Origin of the sequence: Algoriphagus sp. TR-M9, from assembly GCF_027594545.1 — a bacterium.
GTDB lineage: Bacteria > Bacteroidota > Bacteroidia > Cytophagales > Cyclobacteriaceae > Algoriphagus > Algoriphagus halophytocola.
On record NZ_CP115160.1, the window covers coordinates 4,202,140 to 4,225,261 of the forward strand.

Annotated in this window: 19 protein-coding genes; 6 read left to right on the forward strand and 13 right to left on the reverse strand. The window is 42.7% G+C overall.

Translation table 11 applies throughout. From position 1 onward, the window contains the following. Positions 1-55: 55 nt before the first annotated feature. The 7 genes from PBT90_RS17925 to PBT90_RS17955 form a co-directional block, all read right to left on the reverse strand. Complete coding sequence (locus tag PBT90_RS17925; RefSeq protein ID WP_270130491.1) at positions 56-346, reverse strand: type II toxin-antitoxin system RelE/ParE family toxin; 291 nt, start codon at positions 344-346, stop codon at positions 56-58. Positions 347-732: 386 nt separating this feature from the next. Next, positions 733-2,106, reverse strand: coding sequence for an alkaline phosphatase family protein (locus tag PBT90_RS17930; protein ID WP_270130493.1), 1,374 nt, complete (start codon positions 2,104-2,106; stop codon positions 733-735). A 1-nt stretch (position 2,107) separates the two neighbouring features. Continuing rightward, on the reverse strand, positions 2,108-3,319 hold the full coding sequence (gene eboE, locus PBT90_RS17935) for a metabolite traffic protein EboE (protein ID WP_270130495.1): 1,212 nt from the start codon (positions 3,317-3,319) through the stop codon (positions 2,108-2,110). A gap of 25 nt (positions 3,320-3,344) precedes the next feature. Further along, the gene (locus tag PBT90_RS17940; protein WP_270130497.1) at positions 3,345-4,499 is read right to left on the reverse strand and encodes a 3-dehydroquinate synthase; all 1,155 of its coding nucleotides are present in this window, start codon (positions 4,497-4,499) and stop codon (positions 3,345-3,347) included. Positions 4,500-4,570: 71 nt separating this feature from the next. Further along, complete coding sequence (gene eboC, locus PBT90_RS17945) at positions 4,571-5,485, reverse strand: UbiA-like protein EboC (protein ID WP_264807872.1); 915 nt, start codon at positions 5,483-5,485, stop codon at positions 4,571-4,573. Positions 5,486-5,487: 2 nt separating this feature from the next. Further along, entirely contained in the window at positions 5,488-6,393 is a 906-nt protein-coding gene (locus tag PBT90_RS17950; protein WP_264807873.1) for a TatD family hydrolase, read from the reverse strand. A gap of 40 nt (positions 6,394-6,433) precedes the next feature. Further along, positions 6,434-7,315, reverse strand: coding sequence for an EboA domain-containing protein (locus PBT90_RS17955; protein WP_264807874.1), 882 nt, complete (start codon positions 7,313-7,315; stop codon positions 6,434-6,436). 383 nt (positions 7,316-7,698) lie between these two features. Between PBT90_RS17955 and PBT90_RS17960 the strand changes: the two genes are divergently transcribed. Further along, positions 7,699-8,583, forward strand: coding sequence for a TraB/GumN family protein (locus tag PBT90_RS17960; protein WP_264807875.1), 885 nt, complete (start codon positions 7,699-7,701; stop codon positions 8,581-8,583). 366 nt (positions 8,584-8,949) lie between these two features. Continuing rightward, positions 8,950-9,600 (forward strand): transmembrane-type terpene cyclase, encoded by a 651-nt coding sequence (locus PBT90_RS17965; RefSeq protein WP_264807876.1) that lies wholly within the window; start codon positions 8,950-8,952, stop codon positions 9,598-9,600. A gap of 34 nt (positions 9,601-9,634) precedes the next feature. Here the strand turns inward: PBT90_RS17965 and PBT90_RS17970 are convergent, their stop codons facing one another. From PBT90_RS17970 to PBT90_RS17995, 6 genes are all read right to left on the reverse strand, one after another. Beyond that, positions 9,635-10,783 carry an aldose epimerase family protein gene (locus PBT90_RS17970; RefSeq protein ID WP_264807877.1) on the reverse strand — a complete coding sequence of 383 codons (1,149 nt, stop codon included), beginning with the start codon at positions 10,781-10,783 and terminating at the stop codon, positions 9,635-9,637. Positions 10,784-10,788: 5 nt separating this feature from the next. Next, complete coding sequence (locus PBT90_RS17975) at positions 10,789-12,633, reverse strand: glycoside hydrolase family 2 protein (RefSeq protein ID WP_264807878.1); 1,845 nt, start codon at positions 12,631-12,633, stop codon at positions 10,789-10,791. A gap of 77 nt (positions 12,634-12,710) precedes the next feature. Then, the gene (locus tag PBT90_RS17980; RefSeq protein WP_264807879.1) at positions 12,711-13,715 is read right to left on the reverse strand and encodes a PDDEXK nuclease domain-containing protein; all 1,005 of its coding nucleotides are present in this window, start codon (positions 13,713-13,715) and stop codon (positions 12,711-12,713) included. Positions 13,716-13,779: 64 nt separating this feature from the next. Then, the gene (locus PBT90_RS17985; RefSeq protein WP_264807880.1) at positions 13,780-15,315 is read right to left on the reverse strand and encodes a glycoside hydrolase family 43 protein; all 1,536 of its coding nucleotides are present in this window, start codon (positions 15,313-15,315) and stop codon (positions 13,780-13,782) included. After that, positions 15,308-17,458 (reverse strand): glycoside hydrolase family 127 protein, encoded by a 2,151-nt coding sequence (locus PBT90_RS17990; RefSeq protein ID WP_264807881.1) that lies wholly within the window; start codon positions 17,456-17,458, stop codon positions 15,308-15,310. The genes PBT90_RS17985 and PBT90_RS17990 overlap by 8 nt, the downstream gene beginning before the upstream one ends. 274 nt (positions 17,459-17,732) lie before the next feature. Further along, positions 17,733-18,773, reverse strand: coding sequence for a family 43 glycosylhydrolase (locus tag PBT90_RS17995; protein WP_264807882.1), 1,041 nt, complete (start codon positions 18,771-18,773; stop codon positions 17,733-17,735). 150 nt (positions 18,774-18,923) lie between these two features. On the opposite strand from PBT90_RS17995, the gene PBT90_RS18000 reads away from it, so the two are divergent. The 4 genes from PBT90_RS18000 to PBT90_RS18015 all read left to right on the forward strand — a co-directional run bounded on the left by PBT90_RS18000 (position 18,924) and on the right by PBT90_RS18015 (position 23,047). Then, positions 18,924-19,676: a ThuA domain-containing protein gene (locus tag PBT90_RS18000; protein ID WP_264807883.1), complete on the forward strand. Its 753-nt coding sequence runs from the start codon at positions 18,924-18,926 to the stop codon at positions 19,674-19,676. A gap of 18 nt (positions 19,677-19,694) precedes the next feature. Beyond that, complete coding sequence (locus PBT90_RS18005; RefSeq protein WP_264807884.1) at positions 19,695-20,654, forward strand: glycoside hydrolase family 43 protein; 960 nt, start codon at positions 19,695-19,697, stop codon at positions 20,652-20,654. 46 nt (positions 20,655-20,700) lie between these two features. Then, the gene (locus PBT90_RS18010; RefSeq protein WP_264807885.1) at positions 20,701-21,918 is read left to right on the forward strand and encodes a Tm-1-like ATP-binding domain-containing protein; all 1,218 of its coding nucleotides are present in this window, start codon (positions 20,701-20,703) and stop codon (positions 21,916-21,918) included. A gap of 238 nt (positions 21,919-22,156) precedes the next feature. Beyond that, the gene (locus PBT90_RS18015; RefSeq protein ID WP_264807886.1) at positions 22,157-23,047 is read left to right on the forward strand and encodes a phosphoenolpyruvate hydrolase family protein; all 891 of its coding nucleotides are present in this window, start codon (positions 22,157-22,159) and stop codon (positions 23,045-23,047) included. Positions 23,048-23,122: the final 75 nt, after the last annotated feature.

Here is a 23,122-nt window from a genome sequence, read left to right on the forward strand (position 1 = left end):
TAGAAATGGTAACAGGCTCAACGAAGTCTTGCATTCATATATTTGAGAAGTAAACCTAAAATTTTGGGCGCTGAGATCTAGTGTCAAAAAAGTTTAAAAGAATTAGTTCTGATTGGCTAAATCTATAAAAAAGGCGATTATGTTTGGTGATCAAATAGCCAAAAATTCCTAATTCATAGCTTTCAATCGTCCCCATTTCAGGGTTGGCCTTGAGAAGGTCTATTACATTGAAAGTTCTTAAAATAAAATTTCTAGTTGTCTTTTCCCCAAATTCATACTCTAGATAATTAGTAATTCTTCTAAAGCTATTACTTGCTCTTTTCGTCCATACTATTTCTCGAGCCATTTGGAGTATTCATTATAGAGCTGCTCGTGTTTAACCAAATTGTCATTATTATGACTTTCAATATAGCTAAGTAAAAGTTCTGATTTTTCATGGTTAGTTAGTCCTTGCATCAAACTCCCATCTTTCTTCTTGGTCAAATGAAGAAATAACTCGAAGTACGAGGCAATTAGATTCTCATCTTCTATTTCTTCAATTAGCTTATGAAACTCTTCTTTAACGGTCGTCATCCTAGTGTTAATTAGAAACTAAATATATGAAAATGAATTGATTGCTTTCACTGCCAACTCTGCAATAAATAAATTCCGGAACCTAAAATTATCTCTGAAAAAGATAAGTCCAAAGCCCAAATTTTTGAAAATCTCAAATTTCGAACCTCTAATTTCACATTATTCCCCTCTCACTGCTTTCAAAATCAAATCAAATACCTCTGTAGGCTGCATGGAATCTTGCCCCAGCAGATCTCCATCGGCTACCAAGAGCGGCTTATCCAAATCATCCTCGCTCAATCGTCCGTGAGCACCTTTTACCAAAGTCGCATCCAGCGGAATCACATCCATCAGGTATCTGAATCCTAGCTTTTTCTTCAGAACCTTTGACCCAACTGCGAGCATAGGAATTTTAATGTCCGGATTCAAAAATAGCTCAACGGGATCATAACCCGGTTTTTTGTGGATATCCACGCATCTGGCGTAATCCGGAGCTTTTGCATCGTCCAACCAGAAATAGTAAGTAAACCAAGACTCTTTATCTGCCATCACCACTAAATCTCCAGAACGCTCATGAGCTATATGATGCTTCTTTTTGCCTTCTTCATCCAGAACTAACTCCACTCCAGGTGTTTCCTCCAGCAGCTTTTTCACCTGAGGCAATAAGCTTAGCTCATTCACATGCACATGTGCTACTTGGTGATCAGCCACTGCGAAGACTTTCGAGGTTCCTGCATCTAATGTCTCTAACCCCTGCTCATCTTTTACCTGAATCCAACCCTGATTTCTGAAAATTCTATTCAAATGAACTGGTTTACTCACCGTGGTGATCGCGTACTCTGACAGCAATATTACCTGAGTTCCCTGCCTTTCGAAATAAGTAATTAAATCCTCTGCCAACTCATCCACCTCTTTCAAATACTTTCCGATTTTGTCAAAATCAATCCCATACTTCTGAAGTGAGTAATCCAAATGCGGGATGTAGATTAGGTTCAATGTTGGATTGTGCCATTCATCTACTTTTTTGGAAGCTTCAGCGATCCACTTGCTTGAAGCTATGTTGGCATTTGGTCCCCAGAAAGAGAATAGGGGAAATTGTCCTAATTCTTTCTGAAGTCGATCCCGCAGGTCCATTGGCTGGCTATGGCAATCGGGCTCCTTTCGGCCATCAGCTAGGTACAAAGGTCTAGGCGTAACGGCAAAATCCACAGAGGAGTACATATTGTACCACCAAAACATATTGGCTACAGTGAAATCAGCGTTCTCTTGTTTTAACCTTTCCCATACTTTGGGAGATTGAACCAGCTTGTTGGACTGCCTCCAAAACTTGATTTCACATTCGTCTTGGAAATACCAACCGTTCCCTACGATCCCATTATCACCGGGCCACTTTCCGGTCAAATACACAGATTGAGCAGAGCAAGTCACTGCAGGCAAAACAGGTTCTACTACTGCTCGTTTACCTTTTTCTATCCACTTTTTCAAAAATGGTGTATGCTCTCCAATTACTCGAGGGGAAAGTGCTACTATATCTAAGACGACTGTCTTTTTCATTTTAATTCAATTTTTCGATTACCCAAGCCAACTCTCTGGAGATGGATTCCCCTAGGCTGAGGCGTGTATCTTCTGGCAAAACTTCCCAAGTATAAGTTTCTACTTCCAGGTGATTTGTCCAAGAAGGGTTTTTTAAAATTTCATTGAGAACAATTGAAATTTGATCTTGTGTGGAAGCGAGAGTCCCATAATTATCCAAAAATACAGGAACATGAAAGTGGATTCGCCATTCTGTTTCCTTGGTAGATTCCAAAACCTGGAGGGCATCAGGCAAGTCTGGATAAGAATTCAAACCTCCACTAGCGGTTTTGGCTACGACCTGATGCAGGTAGGTGGACTCTTCAAAAGGCAAAAGATTTACTTTGAGCAAATCACGGGCATCCGGTAATTCTGGAATTAATACCCGCAGCGCTGCCGAAATCTGAATTTTGCCGATTTTGATTCCTGCCTTTTCAAACTTAGCAAAGGTGTCAGCTGGCTTTTCGTAGACAATTGCAAAGTGACACACATCGTAACAAACCTGGATATGTTCCTTGATTATCTCTTCGGCAAACTCTTGCGAAACACCTAATTTTTCGGCTAGCCAAACCCTTCCCTTTGGAATTAGCCAGTCGGTGAACAACCAGAGCATCTCATCTGAATTTTCCAAAATCCCGTCGGGCTCAGGTTCTATATCAAGGTGAAGAGTCTTACCCGTTTCCTTTTTAATCTGATACAATGCAGCCGCCACTTCCAATAGATGCTGTGTGGCGGTTTCCATACCTGCTTTTAAATCATCCTCTGATTGGAACCAGTGTCTATAGGAAACAGGCGAAGTGGAGATCCCCCCATCTATGCCCTCAGGCAGAAGTTGGGCTAAAATTCGAAAAGAGCGAATGGTGTAATCTCTGCGCGCTTCAGTGGTCCAATCCGGGAAATGTACCTGATCTTTTACAGTAGTTCGGTGAAAATCTCCATAAGGAAACCCGTTCATCGTAAACACATACGCATTTTCCCGGGCTAGCCAGGCTTGAAATTCTTGTAGGATTTCGGGTTGCTCCAGTATTAAACTAGCTTCATGAGAAAGACGAAGCCCAATCCCAAAATCACCTTGGCAGTTAAGTCTTTCTTTGACTTCAGGAATGTATTTCTTCAGGTTTTCAAAAGTGGCCTCCCAAGATTCTCCAGGATGGATATTGCTACAGTAACTGAGTTGAAAACCTTTGATTTCCATAAGTAAAGAAGGGTTTTGGAGTAATTTAACTATTGACTAAGGTGCTGTTTTCCTGAAAGTCCTTCAGCATGTCCACTGCCTGGTAAATCAGTTGATGGTCCATTTCATGTACCTCTTCGCCTTGACCAAGTTGAGCTAAAAGCATGATAGTCAATTGACCTCCCAGATGCTCCTGAAATTCCTGCAGGCCTTTAATCAGGTTTTCACCTGCCAATTCAGGTGCAAAAAGCGAAAATCCCAGCTGCTTGAAAAGCCTAACTATCCTGCTCAGATCCTCTTCAGAAATCCAGCCTTTTAAAAATGAATAAGTAGAGTCCAGCACAATCCCTATCGCTACGGCCTCGCCATGACGAATGCGGAATTTGCTCAAATGTTCTAATTTATGAGCCGCCCAATGCCCAAAATCCAAAGGTCTGGACGATCCAAACTCAAATGGATCCTTACCTGCGATGTGGTCCAAGTGCATTTGCGCACAACGAATGATCAGAGATTTCATTGGCTCCATTTCCCTAGCTGCCAGGGCAGTAGCATGCTCTTCCATCCAAGTGAAAAAGCTCAAATCTTTGATCAATGCCACTTTGATGGCTTCTGAAATCCCAGATCTCCAATCCCTGTCATCCAAGGTTTTGAGGAAATTGAAATCATTCAACACTGCATAAGGTGGAGTGAAGGTTCCTAAGTAATTCTTTTTACCATAAGCATTCACAGAGTTTTTCACCCCAACGGCAGAATCATTTTGAGAAAGAACAGTAGTAGGTATGCGGATTAACCGTATACCCCGATGCGAAATAGCTGCTGCAAAACCAGCCATATCTATCACAGCGCCTCCACCGATCACGGCGATGTAAGAATGCCTGTCTATTCCGTATAAATGCGTTGCCTCCACAATCTGCTTGTAAATCGCCTCATCGTTTTTGCTGGCCTCGCCTCCTGGCACCACTATGGGGTCGCTGGCCAAAATAAATCGATCAGAAAAAGCGCGGGAATAAGCCTGAATTTGATCCAGTAACAAAGGATGCTCTTTAGCAACACCTTCGTCCACTACAAACAAAATTTTGGAAAGCCTATCTTTCCCTAGCAACCCTACAAACTGCTCATTTGAGGTTTCAAAGATCGCTTCTGAGAAGCAGACAGGGTACTGGTACGGTACTGCAAACTTTTGTTGGATAATGGTATTCATAGGAAATAGGTGACTATAGGCTTTGGACTTAGAAATAATACAATTCTAAGCGTCATTTAGTTTGCTATACCCTAGGTAACAGCAAATTTTTTGGCCAGCCAAAGAGAAATTGGGAGCAACAATAATACAATTATTCCAATCTTCCATCCTGCAAAGGCAGCTGCTATGGAAGAGTTGACAATAATCAAGGAAATAACGGCAGCTTTTACAGACTTACCAATCAATTTTGGATCCTGTGTGCGAATAGCTTTGATCAAAGGTGGAAAAACCATGTAACTGAGTAATGCCAAGAATGGCAAAACCTCCCAAATCGAAGTATCATGCAAGAGGGGCATGCTGCCAATACTTAGAATAACAAGCACATACATCAGCAAACCTGCATATAGCGCCACTTTGTTTTTGCCATGTACTTCCCCTCTACTGATCATAGTTATGGCAGCTACAAAAACCAGTGGGATGAAGCCCAGCGGCCAAAATTTCTGGAGTAATTCTGGAACTACAGTTATACCCAATAGCAGATTTCCCGTTCGGCAAAGTCCCATATTGATAGGGCCGAGAATATGCTGGTGCTTCCCCCAGTAATCATAAAGAACAGCCAAAAGTGCCACTGATAATGCGATTACTGCAGACACCATATTCACCTGAGCGGCAGAGACCACCCCTAGCAGCAATAGTAAAAAAGACATCCAAGCCGCTGAAGCTTTGGAAACTCTTCCGCTAGGAATGGGTCTTTCCGGCCTTTCCACAGCATCCAGTTCCGCATCAAAGACATCATTGAATGCTACTCCACCTGCATACAATCCAATTGTGCTCAATGAAAGCCATGCTAAATGGAGAAGGTATTCATGCTGATCTGAGCCCAGATCCAAGGCTATAAATGCCCAGGCTCCAGCTACAGCAAAGCCTGCCCAAATATCTGCTAAAGCAGTGACTACATTGGCAGGCCGGGTAAGCTGTAAGTATGCGAATAGACGGGATGAACCCATAATTAATTTTCTACTATATCTGAAGGCCCTTCCACGCGGGGAGTTTGACCTCCACGAAGTACAGAGTTACCGCTCATTTTTTTGGTTTGATCCAGTGGGGCAGCATTCAGCCAGTCTTGCTCATCCATTTGTCCGCTTTGCCCAAATGCCGTCAGGGCATTTTGATAAGTGACCAGCTTGATATGATCTTCAGGAATTCCCGACTTTCGCATCAGATCAGCAGTTTTTGGCACTGCCAGTGGATCTGATATCCCCCAATCCGCAGCGGAATTGACGATAATGCGTTCTGGACCGTATTGCTTCACGATTTCCACCATGCGCTCAGAACCCATTTTGGTATGTGGATAAATGGTAAACCCGGCATAGTAACCTCTATCCAAAACTTCCTTCACGGTCTCTTCATTATTATGATCTACAATCACCATTTGGGGATCCAAACCGTGCTCTTCGGACACATCCATGCTACGGATGGTTCCTTTTCTTTTATCTCTGTGAGGCGTATGGATAAGTACCGGAAGATCCACTTCTTTGGCCAACTCCAACTGAAGTCTGTAAAATTTATCCTCAGCCTCGGTCTGATCATCATAGCCGATTTCTCCAATCGCCACTACGCCTTCCTTCCCCACATAAAGCGGTAAAAGCTCCATTACCTCCTCTGCCAACGGTTCGTTATTGGCTTCCTTAGAATTCAAACCCATGGTGCAATAATGCACAATTCCGAATTGGCTGGCGCGAAAACGCTCCCATCCTACCAGCGTACTGAAGTAATCTTTGAAACTTCCCACCTCTGTACGAGGCTGTCCCAGCCAGAAAGCCGGTTCTATAATCGCCACAATCCCTGCTTTGCGCATGGCTTCGTAATCATCCGTGGTACGGGAAACGACGTGAATATGTGGATCTATATACATGATATCTGATTTTTAATGTGAAGTGATGTAAAATTAAGGATTAAACCCGAGTTTGCTGAAACTCCTCCCCTATGCTTTTCCAAGCTTTGGCTTCCATATCCAGCTTAGCCACCAATTCAGGAAATTGCTCCAACTGTTTTTCTGCCGGACCATAAGCAGATTCCCGCAAGGCCAAAAGCACTGCTTTCATCTGCAGCTCATCTTGGCTCTCCAGGGCTTTTTGCAGATCAGACATAAACATTTCATCAACAAAAGGAGCCACCAATCTCCAAATCTCTGGCATCACGTCGCGGCCTGCAGCCCAGCGTTCATGTGCAAAATCCCTCGCGATTGCCGCCAAATCCGGATTTCTCCTTTCTTCCAATCCCTGGACTTTATAAAGCGGCCGCTGCATAAAAATCGCCTTCAGAATCATCTGATTCCAGTTTGCCTCTGGAAAGTACTTTGCCGGAAATGGATTATTCAGGGCGATTGCATCAAATACCAATGAAATATTAGTACGCAAGCCGTCAATTGCTCTTGGAATCAAATCTTCTTGAAACGGCAAAACAGGTAAAGCCGCAAAAAGCGCTTGATGCTCATACATGTCTGCGGTCTCAAAGAGTTGATTTACAGTTTTAAACCAAGTCTCTTTTTCAGCTTTATAACTTAATAATAGGACCGCCCTGGCAGTCTGTAGCTCATCCCAAAAATTAGGCTCAAATCCAGAACACAGCTGATCTGCTTGTTCTAGCTGTTTTACTGAAAGTTCGAGTTTTTCTTTCTTGAAAAACCTAGAAGCCTGACTAAATGCCAAAAACAATTTGGCAGGAACAGGTTCGGAGCTGATTTTTTGGGTTTGCTTTTCCAGCCAATTCAATCCCTTGGAGTTATTCCCGGCCTGAAGCAACTGGATCAGAAAATTGCTTACTTGATCTTGCATAATATGGAGCTGCTAGTTGTAGCAGATTGAGTCTACTTGATTGATTTCATAAAATTGGTGGAAATCTACTAGAATATCCACGTTGAAAATGCTCAGCGGTTTGAAAAAGTGCCATTTCTGACAAAAATCAGCTTTTCTCTGTACCGAAATAGAAAAGCATTTTTGTAAGAAAAATACTTTTCATATGATTAATTTGTCTTTTAAAGGCCATAACCCATCCCCTGATGAAGGATACGGGATGGCATCTCGCCAAAGAAAAAACCTTCACCTGGTGTGTAGTTCTCATCAAGCCCGATTTCATATGTTCATTTGACTCGATATAGGAATTGATCAGATGATGAGGAAAATACAAAAGATGTGTTCAACTATGTAATTTAGGAACGATGATGAAGCTTATAACTCAGATTTTGACACTTTTATTTTTCATAGTATTCCAAAGCGAAGCTATTTCTTTGACCAAACCAGATTCAAAGCCCGGAACCGTCATGTTCAAGGTGACGAAATCAGGTCAAAATCGCAGTTCCTATCTTTTTGGAACGCATCACGCATTGGACAAAGCTTTTTTTGACTCCCTAGCTCCTGCTCTTGAAGCATTAAACTCCTCCAGTGTGCTGATCAAAGAAAATCTAAATATACCGGGTCAATTGGCAGAGGATCTGATTAATCAAAGAACAACAGAAACTAAATGGGGCAGGTATCTGGACAAGGAGGAATTTGATTTTGTGCAAGATCTACTATCCTCCACTGCGCTAAACTTACATAAAGTGACTCCCGCTGAACTGTATGCCCTACTGAGCCGCAAGTACAAAGAATCTATATGTGTAAGAAAGGCTCCTGACGCTGACTACTTTTCTCTTGATGATTATATCGGAAGCTTGGCCGCAAAAAACCAAATGGAAGTCAAAGGTCTGGAAACTACGGAAGATCAGCTATACCTAATCAATGAAGACCTGCGGGGAATGCCCCGAAAAGTACACAAAAGAAGGCTTGCAAATATGATCGCTAGATTTTCAGCTAGTTCGGATGAGCTATGTGAGGAAATCGCCTGGTACAGGCAAATGGATATGGATTACGAATTTGACAAAGCTTGCTCCAATGCGCTAATACTCACAGATCGAAACAAGAAATGGATGACACAAATAGTAGAAAATCTTCAAACGGAAAATTGCTTTATAGCGGTAGGTCTAAGCCACCTAATGTATGATTGCGGACTCATTAATCAACTCCGTTTGCTGGGCTATACTGTAGAGCCTGTACTCTTAAAATGAGTATAAGCTATGAAGTGCTATTGGATTCAGCAGGCTAAAAACTGCTAATCCCCGTACTATTTCAGATGGCTTTCACTTTAGCACGGACTAATAATATAGATCTATTTAAGATTAATCGAAAGGTTTATTTTGTATCAGAGGCCAGGCACCTATGGAGTGAATCATCCACCCGGAATGGATAAAAAATGCCATCGCTATGAAAGATTTTTAAGCAATTAATGCCTGCAGTAGAAATGCCACGGCATATTCCGGATTAATTAAGCATGAGAACTATATTTGCCTGTACTTTTTAAGGAAAGTACTATACCTTACCCTTGGACACCTTCATTTTCACCGTAAGAAAAATTCTCGACTCCAAACTAAACCATGACCACAAGCTCCATATTTATCGCAATTTGCGGATTAGGCTGGATTATCGCTTACATAGAAGCATTGAGAGTTGGCTTGAGAGATCAGTCCTATGGAATCCCTTTTCTTACTTTGGCACTAAATTTCACTTGGGAAATCTACTACACCTACCAGGGATATCTGGTATTTGGATATCATGTGTCCACCATCGCGAACTTCTTCTGGGTCTTGCTGGATCTAGGAATCCTATACACCTACTTCAAATTTGGCCCGACTGAAGTCAACTATAGCAAAAAAAGATTTCTAGCCCAAGGACTGGCATTTCTGGCATTATGCTTTTTGGTTCAACATCTTGCATTTCAATGGCTGGGAGTTGTAAATGGGGCCCTATATGTAGGCTATCTGATCAATTTCCTGATGTCCTTTCTTTTTGTCAGGATGTATTTTAGGAGAGAAAACCTTAAAGGCCAATCTCTACTTATTGCTATTCCAAAATGCATCGGGACCTTCTCTACTACCTTGTTATTTGGTCTGATCGGTTCCAAAACAGCTGGTGGAACACATATCATTATCCTGATCATGGGACTGATTATCGTATTGACAGACCTGACCTACATTACTTTGATTTGGAGAAAAAAGAGGGAATTAGCTATTTCTTCTAAAAGTTAAAGCCATCCCGGTCTCCCGAGATGGCTTTCTGTTTTTATTTTGTACCAAACTTATAGATACAAGTCTGTTCGTATTGTTTACCCGGTTCCAAAATCGTGGAGGGGAAGTTAGTTTGGTTCGGAGAATCTGGATAATGCTGGGTTTCCAGGCAGAATGCAGATCTCAATTCATAAACTTTTCCACCTTTTCCGGTGATTGTTCCATCCAGAAAGTTTCCGCTATAGAACTGAATGGCAGGTTCGGTAGTCCAAACTTCCATTTCTATTCCTGTCTGAGGTGAAGAAATTACTGCTGCCTCAGTCAATTCATTTCCGGATTTGTCTAGCACCCAGTTGTGGTCATATCCACCACCGAATTTCAACTGCTGATTATCCTGATCTATACGGTCACCGATTTTGGTTGCAGTAGTAAAGTCAAAAGGAGTTTCCTTCACAGATGCCACTTCTCCAGTAGGAATAAGCACCTCATCCACTGGAGTGTATTTGCTCGCATTCAGCTTCAATGTATGGTCTAGCACATCACCATTTCCAGCACCATTCAAATTAAAGAAGGAGTGGTGAGTCAAGTTTACCGGAGTGGCTTTGTCTGTTTCCGCCTCATACGTGACCTTGAATTCATTGTCATCTGTCAGCGTATAGATCATTTTCACTTTGAGTTCTCCAGGGAATCCTTCTTCTCCATCTGGTGAAGTATAGCTGAAAATCAGTCCGTTTTCTCCGGATTTCTCTACATCCCAAATCACAAAGTCCATTCCACCTGGTCCACCATGGAGCGTCTGTCCATTGTTATTTTGAGGCAAAGTATATTCCTCCCCATTCAGCGTGAATTTCCCGTCGGCTATGCGATTACCATAACGACCGATCGCAGCACCGAAATACTTCTCACTACTTTTAGTGTACTCGTCCAAGGTCTCAAACCCAAGGACTACATCTACCAGGTTTCCATCTTTATCCGGAACCCAGAGATGGGTTACTCTTGCACCGAAATTGGTGACTTTCATTTTCATGCCATTGGCATTTTTGATCTCGTATGTTTCCACTTTTTTATTTTGAAAGGTTGTACCAAAAACCTGCTCTTGGGCTGGTTCTCCGGCTTTAGTTTCTTCTTTTGGTTTACTTTCGCAGCTGTAAAGTACTATTCCCAATGCTGCTGCGCCAAGGATTTTGTTGAAATGATGATTCATTCGGCTTACTTTTTATAGAGTGGGGAATGTATGCTTTTCATCTTTGACACATCGAATTTGATGATTTTTCTATCGTAAGTCATGAGTCCATTGGTTTCCACTTCCACATCGCTGGTCTGTGTGTAAACAGCCGCCGAAAGTCCCGCTTCCACCAATTCTCCCAACCGGGTGATTAGCTCTGCATAGCGATTGTAGAGCTCATCCTGATTTTTAAAACTCTGATAACCCCAGTTGTCTTTTTGCTGCCAAACATGTCCATCCACAGGAAGTCCCAACCCGCCAAATTCCCCCAAAACGAGGATGTTGTCTTTTCCATAAATTCCTGGGTCAGGCATTTTTGCATCTGGATAATTGTGCAAATCGATGATGTCACCGGCGATTTTGGTTCCTTCCATTTCAAAGTTTCCACCGCTTGCACTATTTACCAACCTTGTAGGATCGTGTTTCTTGGTCCAATCGGCTATTTCCTTGGTTTTAAACTGACCCCAAGCTTCATTGAAAGGCACCCAAACTACGATGGAAGGAAAATTATAGAAATCATCCATGATCTCTTTCCATTCTTCGCGGAAAATCGCCTCCGACTCAGGCGTTCTGTCCCGGTCTGTTCCACTTCCCAACACAGCAAGTTTCATCTCCCAGCCATTTCCCATGTCTCCGCTCGGCATGTCTTGCCATACCAGCATTCCCATTTTGTCACAGGCATGATACCAAGTTGCAGGCTCTACTTTCACGTGCTTTCTGATCATGTTGAAGCCCATATCCTGAGTTTTCTGTATGTCAAAAACCATGGCTTCATGGCTCGGAGCCGTGTACAAACCGTCCGGCCACCAACCTTGATCAAGTGGACCATATTGGAATAAAAATTCACCATTGAGCATCATACGCTGGATCCCGTTTTCATCCGGAGCCATGCTGATTTCTCGCAAAGCCGCATAACTTCCTACTGCATCCAACACCTTTTTGCCATCCAGTAATTCTACTTTAAGATCGTATAGAACCGGATTTCCTGGCTCCCAAAGTTCTGCACCTTTGATTGTCAGTTTCGCAGTTTCGGAGGGTTTGACCGTTTGCTCGGCGAGCATAGCTCCGTCCTTCCAGGCAGTAACTTTCACTTGCTGGCCTTCGCTTGCCCCATTCACTTCAGGTGTGACCAAAATCTGCTTACTTTGAATATCGGATGCATTTCTCAGCTCAGAGAGATAGGCAGTGGGGACAGTTTCTAACCACACTGTTTGCCAGATTCCGGTCACAGGAGTGTACCAAATGCCGTGAGGATTATTGATTTGTTTACCACGAGGCTGAGGTCCATCATCACTTGGGTCCCATACGCGTACCTGTAGCATATTCGACTTGCTATTTTTTAACTGCTCAGTGATATCAAATTCAAAAGGATCATATCCGCCTTTATGGATTCCTACGCTTTGACCGTTTACAAAAACTTCAGTTTCCCAGTCTGAAGCTCCGAAATGTAATAGAACCCGATCTTTCGAAGATTTCTTTGGTCGGTCAAAGGTGGTGCTGTACCACAGTTCATTGTCCTTGCCTACAGTTTTGCCAACACCCGAAAGCGCGGATTCCACGGCGAAGGGAACTAGTATTTCACCGTCAAAATCAGTCGGAATTGCCTGTCCTTTTGGTTTGATCGCATAGTCCCAAAGTCCGTTCAGGTTTACCCAATTTTCTCGGGTCATCTGTGGTCTTGGGTATTCCTGATGCACGTTTTCAGGAGTGACCTGAGTAGCCCATTCAGTCATGATTTTCCCTTCTACAGGTTTGTAGGAGGAGGTTTGGGCTGTCGCAATCTGCTGCGCAAAAAGCAGACATGCGCCAATTAAGAGAGTTTTCTTCATAGGTATTGAGGTTTATTGGTTTCGAGAATCTCTATGTTTGAGCTTCAAAATAATTTGCAAGAATTACCATATTAGGGTCAATCAGTATTATAACTCAAACTTTCAATATCATTTTCTATCAGTTTCTGTAATTCATCTACCGTTGGTAGATATAATTGATATTTAGAGGCAAAAAGCTTAGTGTTATCATTCAGCACTGAGTATTTGGCTACTACATTGTCCGTATCGGCACATAATAGAATGCCAATCGTAGGATTATCTGTTTCAGTTTTTTCCAAATCATCGAACATTCTCACATACATATCAAGTTGCCCGATATCCTGATGTGTTAATTTCCCAGCTTTAATATCTACAATCACAAAACATTTTAAATAGTAATTGTAAAACACTAAATCGATAAAGAAATCTGATGTTTCGGTACGGATGAGTTTTTGTCTTGACACAAATGCAAACCCTTTCCCCATTTCTAATAAAAAAGATTGTAAATGCTGAATTATTGCTTTTTCAATATCCTTTTCTTTATGGGCTAAATCACTAGGCAGTTTCAAAAATTCCAAAACGTATGGGTTTTTGATGAAATCAAGTTGATTTCCTTCGTCTTTTGAACTTTTCTCCGCTGCTAATTTTTGATTTGACAAAATGCGCTGGAAATATTGGGAGCTAATATTTCTATCCAACTTCCTTGTGCTCCAGCCCTGAGAAATCGATTCTTGTATGTAAAACTTTCGTACACGATCATCTTCGATCCTAATTATTAGTCTGTAGTGTGACCAACTCAATTCGGGACGCACTGTGTCCCGAATTGGGAAAGTCAAGTAAAATTGCCTAATTCTCCTCAATTCCCTAGCATCAAAATTTTTCCCAAAATCCACTGTGAGGTTTTCGGCTAATTGCTGCAATAAAAATGAACCGTAATCAGCACGGTCTTTGCCTTCTTGTTCCTCATCTACTATTCGTTTACCAATTTCCCAATAAGCAAACACCATAGCGGAGTTAACCGCATTGACTGCTTTTTGTCTTGCTTCGCTCAGGATGGATCTAATTGCTTTTAGTAATCCGCTATGTCTGCTTTCAATTTCCATACAATCATCAAACTTGCCGAGCTCCAAACTTGTAAAAATTCCTTACAAGTTTCCTATTCTTCTACTAGTAAATCCTCACTTCCTTAAAATGCGCATAAGAATCTGTAGCTCCTTTAGCCACTAAACCCAACCGGAATCCCATTCCCCAAGGCACCAAATGCTTCACATCCTGAGTATCTCCAACTTGAATTGTTTCACCGTCCACAATTGCTGAGGTGGTCATTTTGTAGCCATCTTTCATGCTCAAAATCAACTTTACTTGCTTATTGGATGGAATTGTAACAGTGGCAATTTCTTTGGTTTTTTGGTTGATCGTCTCCCAAAGCATCAGTTGATTTCCTTTTACGGAAATACCCATTCCAGCAGGAGGAGCACCGAAGCCGTTATTTGCTCCACCGATTACCGCTAGTCCAGCAGCAGCTTTTGCATCAGGAATTACTGTGGCTTCATAGTGATAATCCAGTGATTTAGTGCCCTGCACCAAGAGCGTCCCCAAGGTTTCATTTTCCTCGGAAGCCTGAAGTTTCAGTCCTTTTTTACCTGTTTCGTATTGAATATCCTGAGTCACACGCCATTGCCAGATAGGATCCAGTCGTTTTTTGAAATTATCCGTGAATTCCAGCGAGGCTTTACTTCGTTCGTAACCAGCATTATTGGCTAAAATTGGCCAGTTATCAGCCGTCCATTCTATCTTTTCCAAAACCCCTTGGCGACCCACATACACAGATCCTTCTGTATTATAGGCATGGTAAAGCATCCAAAAATCCCCGTCTTTCTCCACCACAGTCCCATGACCGGCACATTTCCAGTTGTCATTGTCTTTCAACACAGGGTTCATCTCGTACTTTTCCCAAGGACCTAACAATGACTTGCTTCGAGCCACTCCAGTGACATAATCACAGGAAATCTCGCAACATCCACGTGCAGAATACGTCGCATAGAAATAGCCGTTTTTCTGGAAAATAGCTACACCTTCTACCAGTCCACCTTCCCAAGCCTGATCATTTCGGAAAAGCTCATGTTTCTCTCCGACCAATTCGGTTCGCTCTTCATTTACTTCCTGCGCCCAAATTGGCGTTTTCTGACCTTTGCTATTCCCATCTTCTTTCCATAAGACGTAGATTTTACCGTTTTCATCCCTAGCTTCAAAGGCATCTATAGAACCATATTCCTGAGCCACCAGAGGTCCGTGATCGGTAAACTTACCAGATGGTGAATCTGCGCTGGCTACCGCCACACTCAGGCGATTGCTCTCCTTATCTCTTGCGGTGTAATAGGCATAGATTTTTTCTTGATCCTCATCATAAGAAAGCTCTGGTGCCCAAAAGTTGTTCTTGGCCCAGGCAGGAGCCCCATCTGGAAACACATAGTTTACCAGTTCCCAATTCACCAGATCATCGGATTTGAAAATGGGAAAAAGTGGTGCCCACTCATTGGAAGTAGCGGAGGCGTAATAATATTTCCCGATTTTGATTACTGTGGGATCTGGACGGTCTCCTGCCAAAACTGGATTGTCGAAAGTTCGGTTTTGGGCGAAAGTCGTCTGCGGTATTCTTAAGATCAGGAAAAACGCAGTGGCTATAACTAGAAATCTATTCATTGGTTTTTGGGCTGTTTTCTAAGTGCGGAAATGCGGTGATGCGTAATCTTGCGGCTCCCATTGGCACCAAAGTCACATCAACCACTGGCTGATCTGAGGTTTTTGGTAAGTCCTTCAACTCCCCAACCAATCCATGCTCATCCAATTGCCATTCTGGAATCTGCCGGGCTTTGGTAACCATTTTAATAGGAACCTCTTCCAGGGAAAAAGGGAAATCTGACTTTGGCCAGTGGCCCTTCATCACTTCGAAAGAAGATGCGGGATCATTCTCGTCCACGACCAAACTGTAATTCCAATCCGTCACGGGATGGATTTCCCAAGAAGGCCACTTTTTAGTGTCGGCTCCTTTCTGCCATTTGGAATCCCATTGTGCGGTTTCTTCACTGTCTTTTTTGAAATATTTTTCCCGGATTTTGAGCGAATAAGTCAAAGGACCACGGCTTACGCTTAAGCTATTGCTGTTTTTCTCCCAGATTTTGGTTTGGATTTGCATTGGAAGGGTCAGTGAAACCTGGTCTCCATTTGCCCAAGTTCGGCTGATTTGTGCAAAGCCAATTCCTGAAATATTCTCTTTTACAACTTCTCCGTTGATCGAAATAGATGCTCCTTTTGCCCAAGCTGGAATACGCAGATAAAGTGGAAATTCCACCGGCTTCTCTGTGCTTAGGGAAAACTTGATTTCCTCTTCAAATGGATAGTGTGTTGTTTCTTCGATGTTGACCTCAGTACCATCACCAACTTTAACTGTCACTTTACTCGCTCCATACATTGCCGCTACGACGCCATTGTCAGGAGTTGCCATCCAGAGATTTTCTATAAAATACGGCCATCCCTGCGCATGATTATGCTGGCAGCAACGAGAGCTGAAAGGATTCATCATCAGAAAAGGGCCAGAGTTAGCAATTCCCGGAGAGTGATCCTCTGCGTCCAGCAAAGCCATATTGGGAGAAGTGATGTAGTGTAAAGCCTTGAAGTCAGGCATCACAGCAGCAGGGTAGGTGTTAAACGCAACTTCCTCGGCATGATCTGCCCAGAATGGGTCACCGGTAATCCTCAGCAAATGCTCGTCAGAATTCATCTGCTCTACCATACCGCAGGTTTCTACGCCTTGGCGCGGATCGGCATAGCCTGGCCTTGCGTTTTCATCCGAGCCAAACATTCCACCCGGTACTTGACCGAAATGCTCCCGAATAATTTCAAAGTTTTCGTAAGTAGCCTGAAGATCCTTTTCATCTTTGCTTAGCAAGTAATATTGAGCAGGCTCGCGAAAAGCCTGTGCATGATTCACGTTGTGCCAGTCCACCTGATCTCTATACCAATCCGGTACTTCTCCACCATCCCGCACTTCGTAGTAATTTTTTACCTGCTCTATGGGCAGGTCCCTGCCGCTCCAGTCGGCGGTGTTTTGGTGGATTTTTTCTGCCAATTCCAGTAAGAATTCATCTCCAGTACGGTTATATAGCCACAGCACGCTATGAAGGTTGTCACCTCCTCGCAGTCTTTGCCAGTACCCTTCCAGAAATTCCTCATCTGGAACTGTCAGTTCATACTTGAAATAATTGGTCATCAGCGTGATGACACGCTCATCCTGAGAATGCTCGTAATAGGACTGCAGGCAATACAGCATGATCATTTTTGCCCAGAAATCAGGATAATCTCCATCCATGAGTTTCGGTCCAAAATCACCATTTTCCCGCTGACTGGTCAGAACAGCTTCCAGCCAAATCATGGATTCATCGATCATGGCCTGATCTTCCATGATGTAGCCGATATTAGCGTAGCCTTTCAGCCAGTAGGGAACTTCCTCCCATCCCCATTCGCCGGTTCCGTCCTTGGAAAGCCAAGCGTTATTTTCTTTTTGGAGCCAAGCTGAAATCTCCCCGAGGTTTCCGGTAAGCCCGTTTTTCTGTCGAATGAGGTATTCTTTTAAAAATCCCTCTGGCTTTACGGATCCTACGGGAAGCTTGATCAGCGCACTGGGCGCCAATGGTGCCCGATTGCTGATGTAAAATTGATTGGTATTTTCAGTGGGAATTCGATCGAGTAAATTAACCGATTGATCAGTAGTGGTGCCAGGATTACATGAAATCAGTCCATAAGTCAGACTAAGTAAAAAACAGGATTTAAAGAGGTTTTTTACCATTCTTACTCGGTTTTGGCGCAATGAACTTTCCGGAAATTGCTACGCCTTGCTTTAGACTAGGCTTAATTTTGGTCGTGTTAATGGAGTAGGTCTTTTTCATAATAGGTTTGGGTAAATGTTAATAAAATCAATTCACTATAACCCTTAAAGTTAAGACTGTAGGCTTAGAATGAAAACATTAATCCCCATACTATTTGATTTTCTTTTGAATTCCTTGCTAACTAAAAGCTACCAAATTCATCCTGCCTCTTCCTCAAAACCCTTGTTTGAAGCACTATTCCATCACTGGAGATTCCTGAGGACTGGTGCTTGGTTCTCGACCTGCTACCCTAGGCCAGCCATCTACCCAGACTATCTTATCCAAAAGTAAAACCCTGCGATTGGTACCGTTATTCAGTTTTGGCTTTTGCTTAGCCATGCCATGGTAAAGAAGCCAATCCTGACCTTCTTCATCTGTCACGATTTCAGCATTGTGTCCGGGGCCTGCATAGCCTTGACTACTGGCATTTGCCCCAACTACCAAAGTGCCGGAGTTTTCATCCATCAAGCTTTTTCCAGCTTGATCCAAATAGGGACCCGCTAGATTTTCTGATCGTCCCACCAGCACTCTATAGGTACTGTTGGCTCCTTCGCAGCAAGTTCCTGCAGAGCCAAAAAGGTAGTAATATCCCCCTCTTTTATAGATATAAGCCGCTTCCAGATGATTTCCTGCCACTTGGATTTTTTGCCCTTCAGGCTTTTTGCCATCGGCAGTCAGTTCCGTAAGAAATAATCCGTGGAAACTTCCCCACATCAGGTATTTCTTCCCGTTTTCCGCTATATAAAATGGGTCAATGGAATTCGCTACGCCAATTTCTTTGGAATCAAATACTTTTCCCTGATCCACAAATGGACCTTCCGGCTTTTCTGAAATAGCCAGTCCTACTCCGGGATTAGGATCTCCCCAGGTGGAAAAGGAATAATACATGTAAAATTGATCTCCGACTTGAGAGACGTCAGGAGCCCAGATTCCTCCTCTTTCTTTCCAGTCAGGCTTTTTGTCCATTGAATTGCCCACTACTTCCCAGTTTACCAAGTCTTTTGATTTGATCACAGGAACCAAGTGATAGCCTCCCTCTTCACCCCAATTGTCCTCGGTGCCGTAGGCGTAAAATTCATTGCCGAATTTTACCACAGTAGGGTCAGCCAAGACGGGTTCGAAAACTGGGTTGGTGTAGGTTATGGTGTCACCGGTAGAGGAAAAGGATTCTGCAAATTCCTTGTGTGGCGGAAAGAATGAGTAGATTGATAAAAGTAAAAATCCTAGAATATTCATTCGATTAGTTTATTTAAACTTATGAATTATTTGTCAAGCCTGCCTTTAATCAGCTAATAAAAGCAAAGATTGATGAACGGCTTTATTTGAAGAAATTATAAATCGATATTAGTTGACTAGTTACATTAACAAAACTCAAACCTAAAAATTATGAATTTTAACCTTAAAATGAACTGTAAATCCTTCTTTCAGCTCAGTGCCGCATTTTTGCTGACTTTTGGAGTGATTTTAAATCTTACAGCAGCCAACAATATTGCTCCTAAAAAGAAGGCCATTAAGGTACTAATGATCGGAGGGGGAAATGCTCACGATTTTATCAAATGGTATAAAGAAACCGATTTGGTCACTTTAGCGGAGGGTGGACTTGCAGATGTTATTTATACTGAAGACACTGACAAGATCATCGATTTATTGCCTGAAATGGACGTTTTATTCATCGCCAATAATAAACCTATTCCAGACCCTGCTACGAGAGAAGCAATTTTCGCCTTTGCTGATGCTGGAAAAGGAATAGTCCTAGCTCACGCAGGAATGTGGTACAGCTGGAGAGACTGGCCAGAATTTAACACTGAATTAGTCAGCGGAGGGTCTAGAGGACATGATAGATATGGTGAGTTTAATGTTGATTTAACCGACAAAAAGCACCCGGTAACGAAGGGAGTACCTTCTCATTTTTCCTTAAAAGATGAATTGTATTATCAGCAAGTTGATTCAAAAGGTCCTGGGATAGAAGTGTTGGCTGAGGCAAGTACAGAAGGTAAGGACCCATTTCCATCTGTCTTTATTGTAAAACATGCGAAAGCTAAAATTGTAGGAATTGCTTTGGGCCATGACGGGGCTGCCCACAACCTGGAAGCGTATAAAACCTTAATCAGAAATGCAGTTAAATGGGCTTCCAAGTAGTATTTAGGTTTCATCAACATGCTTTATACTAAACTATTACTAAGCTTTTTCTGGCTTAGTCTAGCTCTACTTTCTCCAGTTAAAAAAGGCCCAATTCTACTGGCCGACCCCACGATTTTCTATCATGACGGGACATATTACCTCTATGGTACCAGCGGGAATGATAAGAACCTGGGTTTTGAGGTCTATGTTTCCAAAAACTTAAAATCCTGGAAACGCTCGGTTAAAAATGATGGCTATGCACTCAAAAAGGGCGAATCCTATGGGGATATTGGATTTTGGGCACCGCAAGTTTTCGAGTATGAAGGGAAGTTTTACATGGCTTACACGGCTAATGAGCATATTGCCATTGCAACTTCTGATAGTCCGTTAGGACCATTTACCCAAACGGTAAAGAAAGATTTGGAAGCTCCTGTGAAGCAAATTGATCCTTATATTTTCATAGATGACGATGGGAAAAAGTATATGTACCACGTGCGTTTGACTGAAGGGAATCGCTTGTATGTAGCAGAGATGGAAGATGATTTCTCCGGTATTAAAGAGGAAACGTTAACCTATTGTTTCCATGCGGAAGAGCCTTGGGAAAACACTCAAAATGTGGATTGGACAGTTTCTGAAGGTCCAGCAATCATCAAACATGAGGGGTTGTATTACTTCATCTATTCTGCAAATGACTTCCGAAATCCAGATTATTCGGTGGGTTATGCTGTCAGTAAAAGTCCTATGGGGCCTTGGAGAAAAAGTCCGACCAACCCTATTTTCGACAAAGCTGAAGCAGGAATCAACGGCTCAGGACACGGAGATTATTTCATTGACGCGAAGGGCAAAATGAAATATGTCCTCCACACTCACAACTCAGATGAAGGTGTTTCACCAAGAAAAAGTGCACTGATAGAACTGGAATTTGTCAAAAATGGAAACGAACCGGATCTTTTGGAAGTAAAGAAAGGGAGCTTTAAATTTCTTGAAGTGGAGTAAAAAGACGGAAGACCGAAGACTTGAGACACAAGAAAATAAGAGAATCATGACCCAAAAACCTACCATCTTGATGCTTGGCTGTTTTGACACGAAAGGGGAAATTTTCGCATTTCTAAGAAAATGTCTCCTAGCACAGGGAGCAGAAGTAATTGCGGTGAATGTAGGCGTAATGGGGTCGACAGCGCTCTTTCCAATAGAAGTGGAGGCTAATGAAGTGTGTGTAATCGCCGGCGGAAATCTTGAAGCTATCCGAAGTAAAAACGATCGCGGCAATGCCATGGAGGCCATGGGTCGAGGAGCAGCCAAAGTTTTAGCAAACCTTCAAGACCAGAAAAAATTTGACGGAGTGATCGGAATGGGCGGTGGAAGTGGCACTTACGTTACGTTAAAGGCCATGCAAGAACTTCCCTTAGGAATGCCGAAAATCTGTATTTCCACCTTGGCCAGCAAGGACCTCTCAGATCAGATTGGTGTGAAGGACATTGTAATGATGCCCTCCGTGGTGGATGTAGCAGCACTTAATAGTATCATCAAACCAATTATCCAGCAGGCTGCTGCTGCGATTGTAGCGATGTGCGGCGTGATTATTCCGGAAAACGCAACTACTTCTAAGCGCATTGCCATTAGCATGTTTGGAAACACCAGTGTCTGTGTAGATCATTGTACTGATTTGCTGGAGGCCAAAGGCTATGAAGTGATGACTTTTCATGCCAATGGCTTGGGAGGAAAAGCCATGGAAAGCCTAACTCTTGAAGGTTGTTTTTCCGGTATTTTGGACATAACTACCACGGAATTGGCCGATGAACTTTGCAACGGGGTTTGCTCTGCGGGACCGAAAAGACTAGAAGCTGCGACTAAAATGGGAATCCCTCAAGTAGTAGTTCCCGGTTGCATGGATATGGTCAATTTTGGAACATTGGAATCAGTGCCTAATAAATATAAAAAGCGTCAATTGTATAGTTGGGTGCCAACAGTTACCCTGATGAGAACAAATGAAGAAGAAAATAAAGCATTAGGAGAAATACTTGCCAATAAATTAAATCAAGGATTAGGTCCGACGGAAGTTCTTTTCCCGGAGAAAGGGCTTTCGCAAATTGATGCTGAGGGAAATGTGTTTTATAATCCTGAGGTAAACCATATACTTTCAGATTCAATTGAAAAGAATTTGAATTCGGATATCGCTTTTATAAACTTGGCTTTACATATCAATGAAAAAGAATTTGCTGAGAAAGCGGTGACAACATTGATAGAGCTGATGAAATAGAAGTCGTTGTATGTTTCGGTCTGTGAAGACCTGCCTACCGGCAAGGCATGCACAGACCGAGGGTATGGATTAATTTCGGTCTGCGAGATAAAAATCGAGACCTTGTAATTAGGTGATAGACCTAGAAAAATCAGTAATAGAGTCCAGCTTCTGGAGAAGCAGGACAACCTGACAAGAAGCAGGATAATTTGAAATAAATTTGTAAAATCCGTGCCCTCCGCGAAAAACTTTGCGGCCTTTGCGGTTAAAAAACGATAAAGTAGAAAATATGCCAAATCCATGGACAGGAAAGGGAAATCCCTACACCAGACAGGAAGTAAGAGATCGACTAAAAGCAACCTTAGCCCAGAAGAAAGCTATCATAGCAGCAGGCGCGGGAACCGGCATCTCAGCCAAATTTATTGAAAAAGGCGGTGCTGATTTGCTTATTATTTACAACTCCGGAAGATTCAGAATGTCGGGACACGGTTCCACAGCTGGATTGATGGCGTATGGTGACGCGAATGCGGTAGCCATGGAAATCGGTGAGTTTGAAGTGCTGCCTGTGGTAGAAGAGATTCCTGTCATTTGCGGGGTTCATGGTTCAGACCCGAGAAGACGCATTTGGCACCACCTGCTGAAAGTGAAGGAAATGGGTTTCTCTGGAATTAATAATTTCCCTACGCATTCTATCGTGGATGGACATTTCCGTCAGGTTTTGGAAGAAACAGGAATGGGCTTCGAAAAGGAAGTGGAAATGGTACGAATTGCCGATAAGATGGACCTTTTTTCTATTGTCTATGTCGCTACTGCTGAAGAAGCTCGTCAAATGGCAGAAGCTGGTGCAGATGCGATTATTTCCCATGTCGGGACCACAGTAGGAGGTTCTATCGGAGTTACTGGCGCGAGCTGCAGCATGGATGATGCGGTAGCGAGAACGAACGAGATTGTGGCTGCGGCCAAAGCTGTGAATCCAGATTTATTTTTCCTAGCGCATGGTGGCCCTATCAACACACCTGAAGACGTTCGTGAAGTTTTAGAGAAAGCTGATGTTCATGGATTCGTTGGTGCTTCCTCTTTAGAAAGAATGGGAGTAGAAGAATCGTTAACCAATCTTACCAAGGAATTTAAAAAATTGACGATTAAGTAAAGTGATTTAAGTGTAGGGAATACATTTCTCGAAATGCGTTAAAAGTGCTTGAATTAGCGCATTTAACGCATTTAT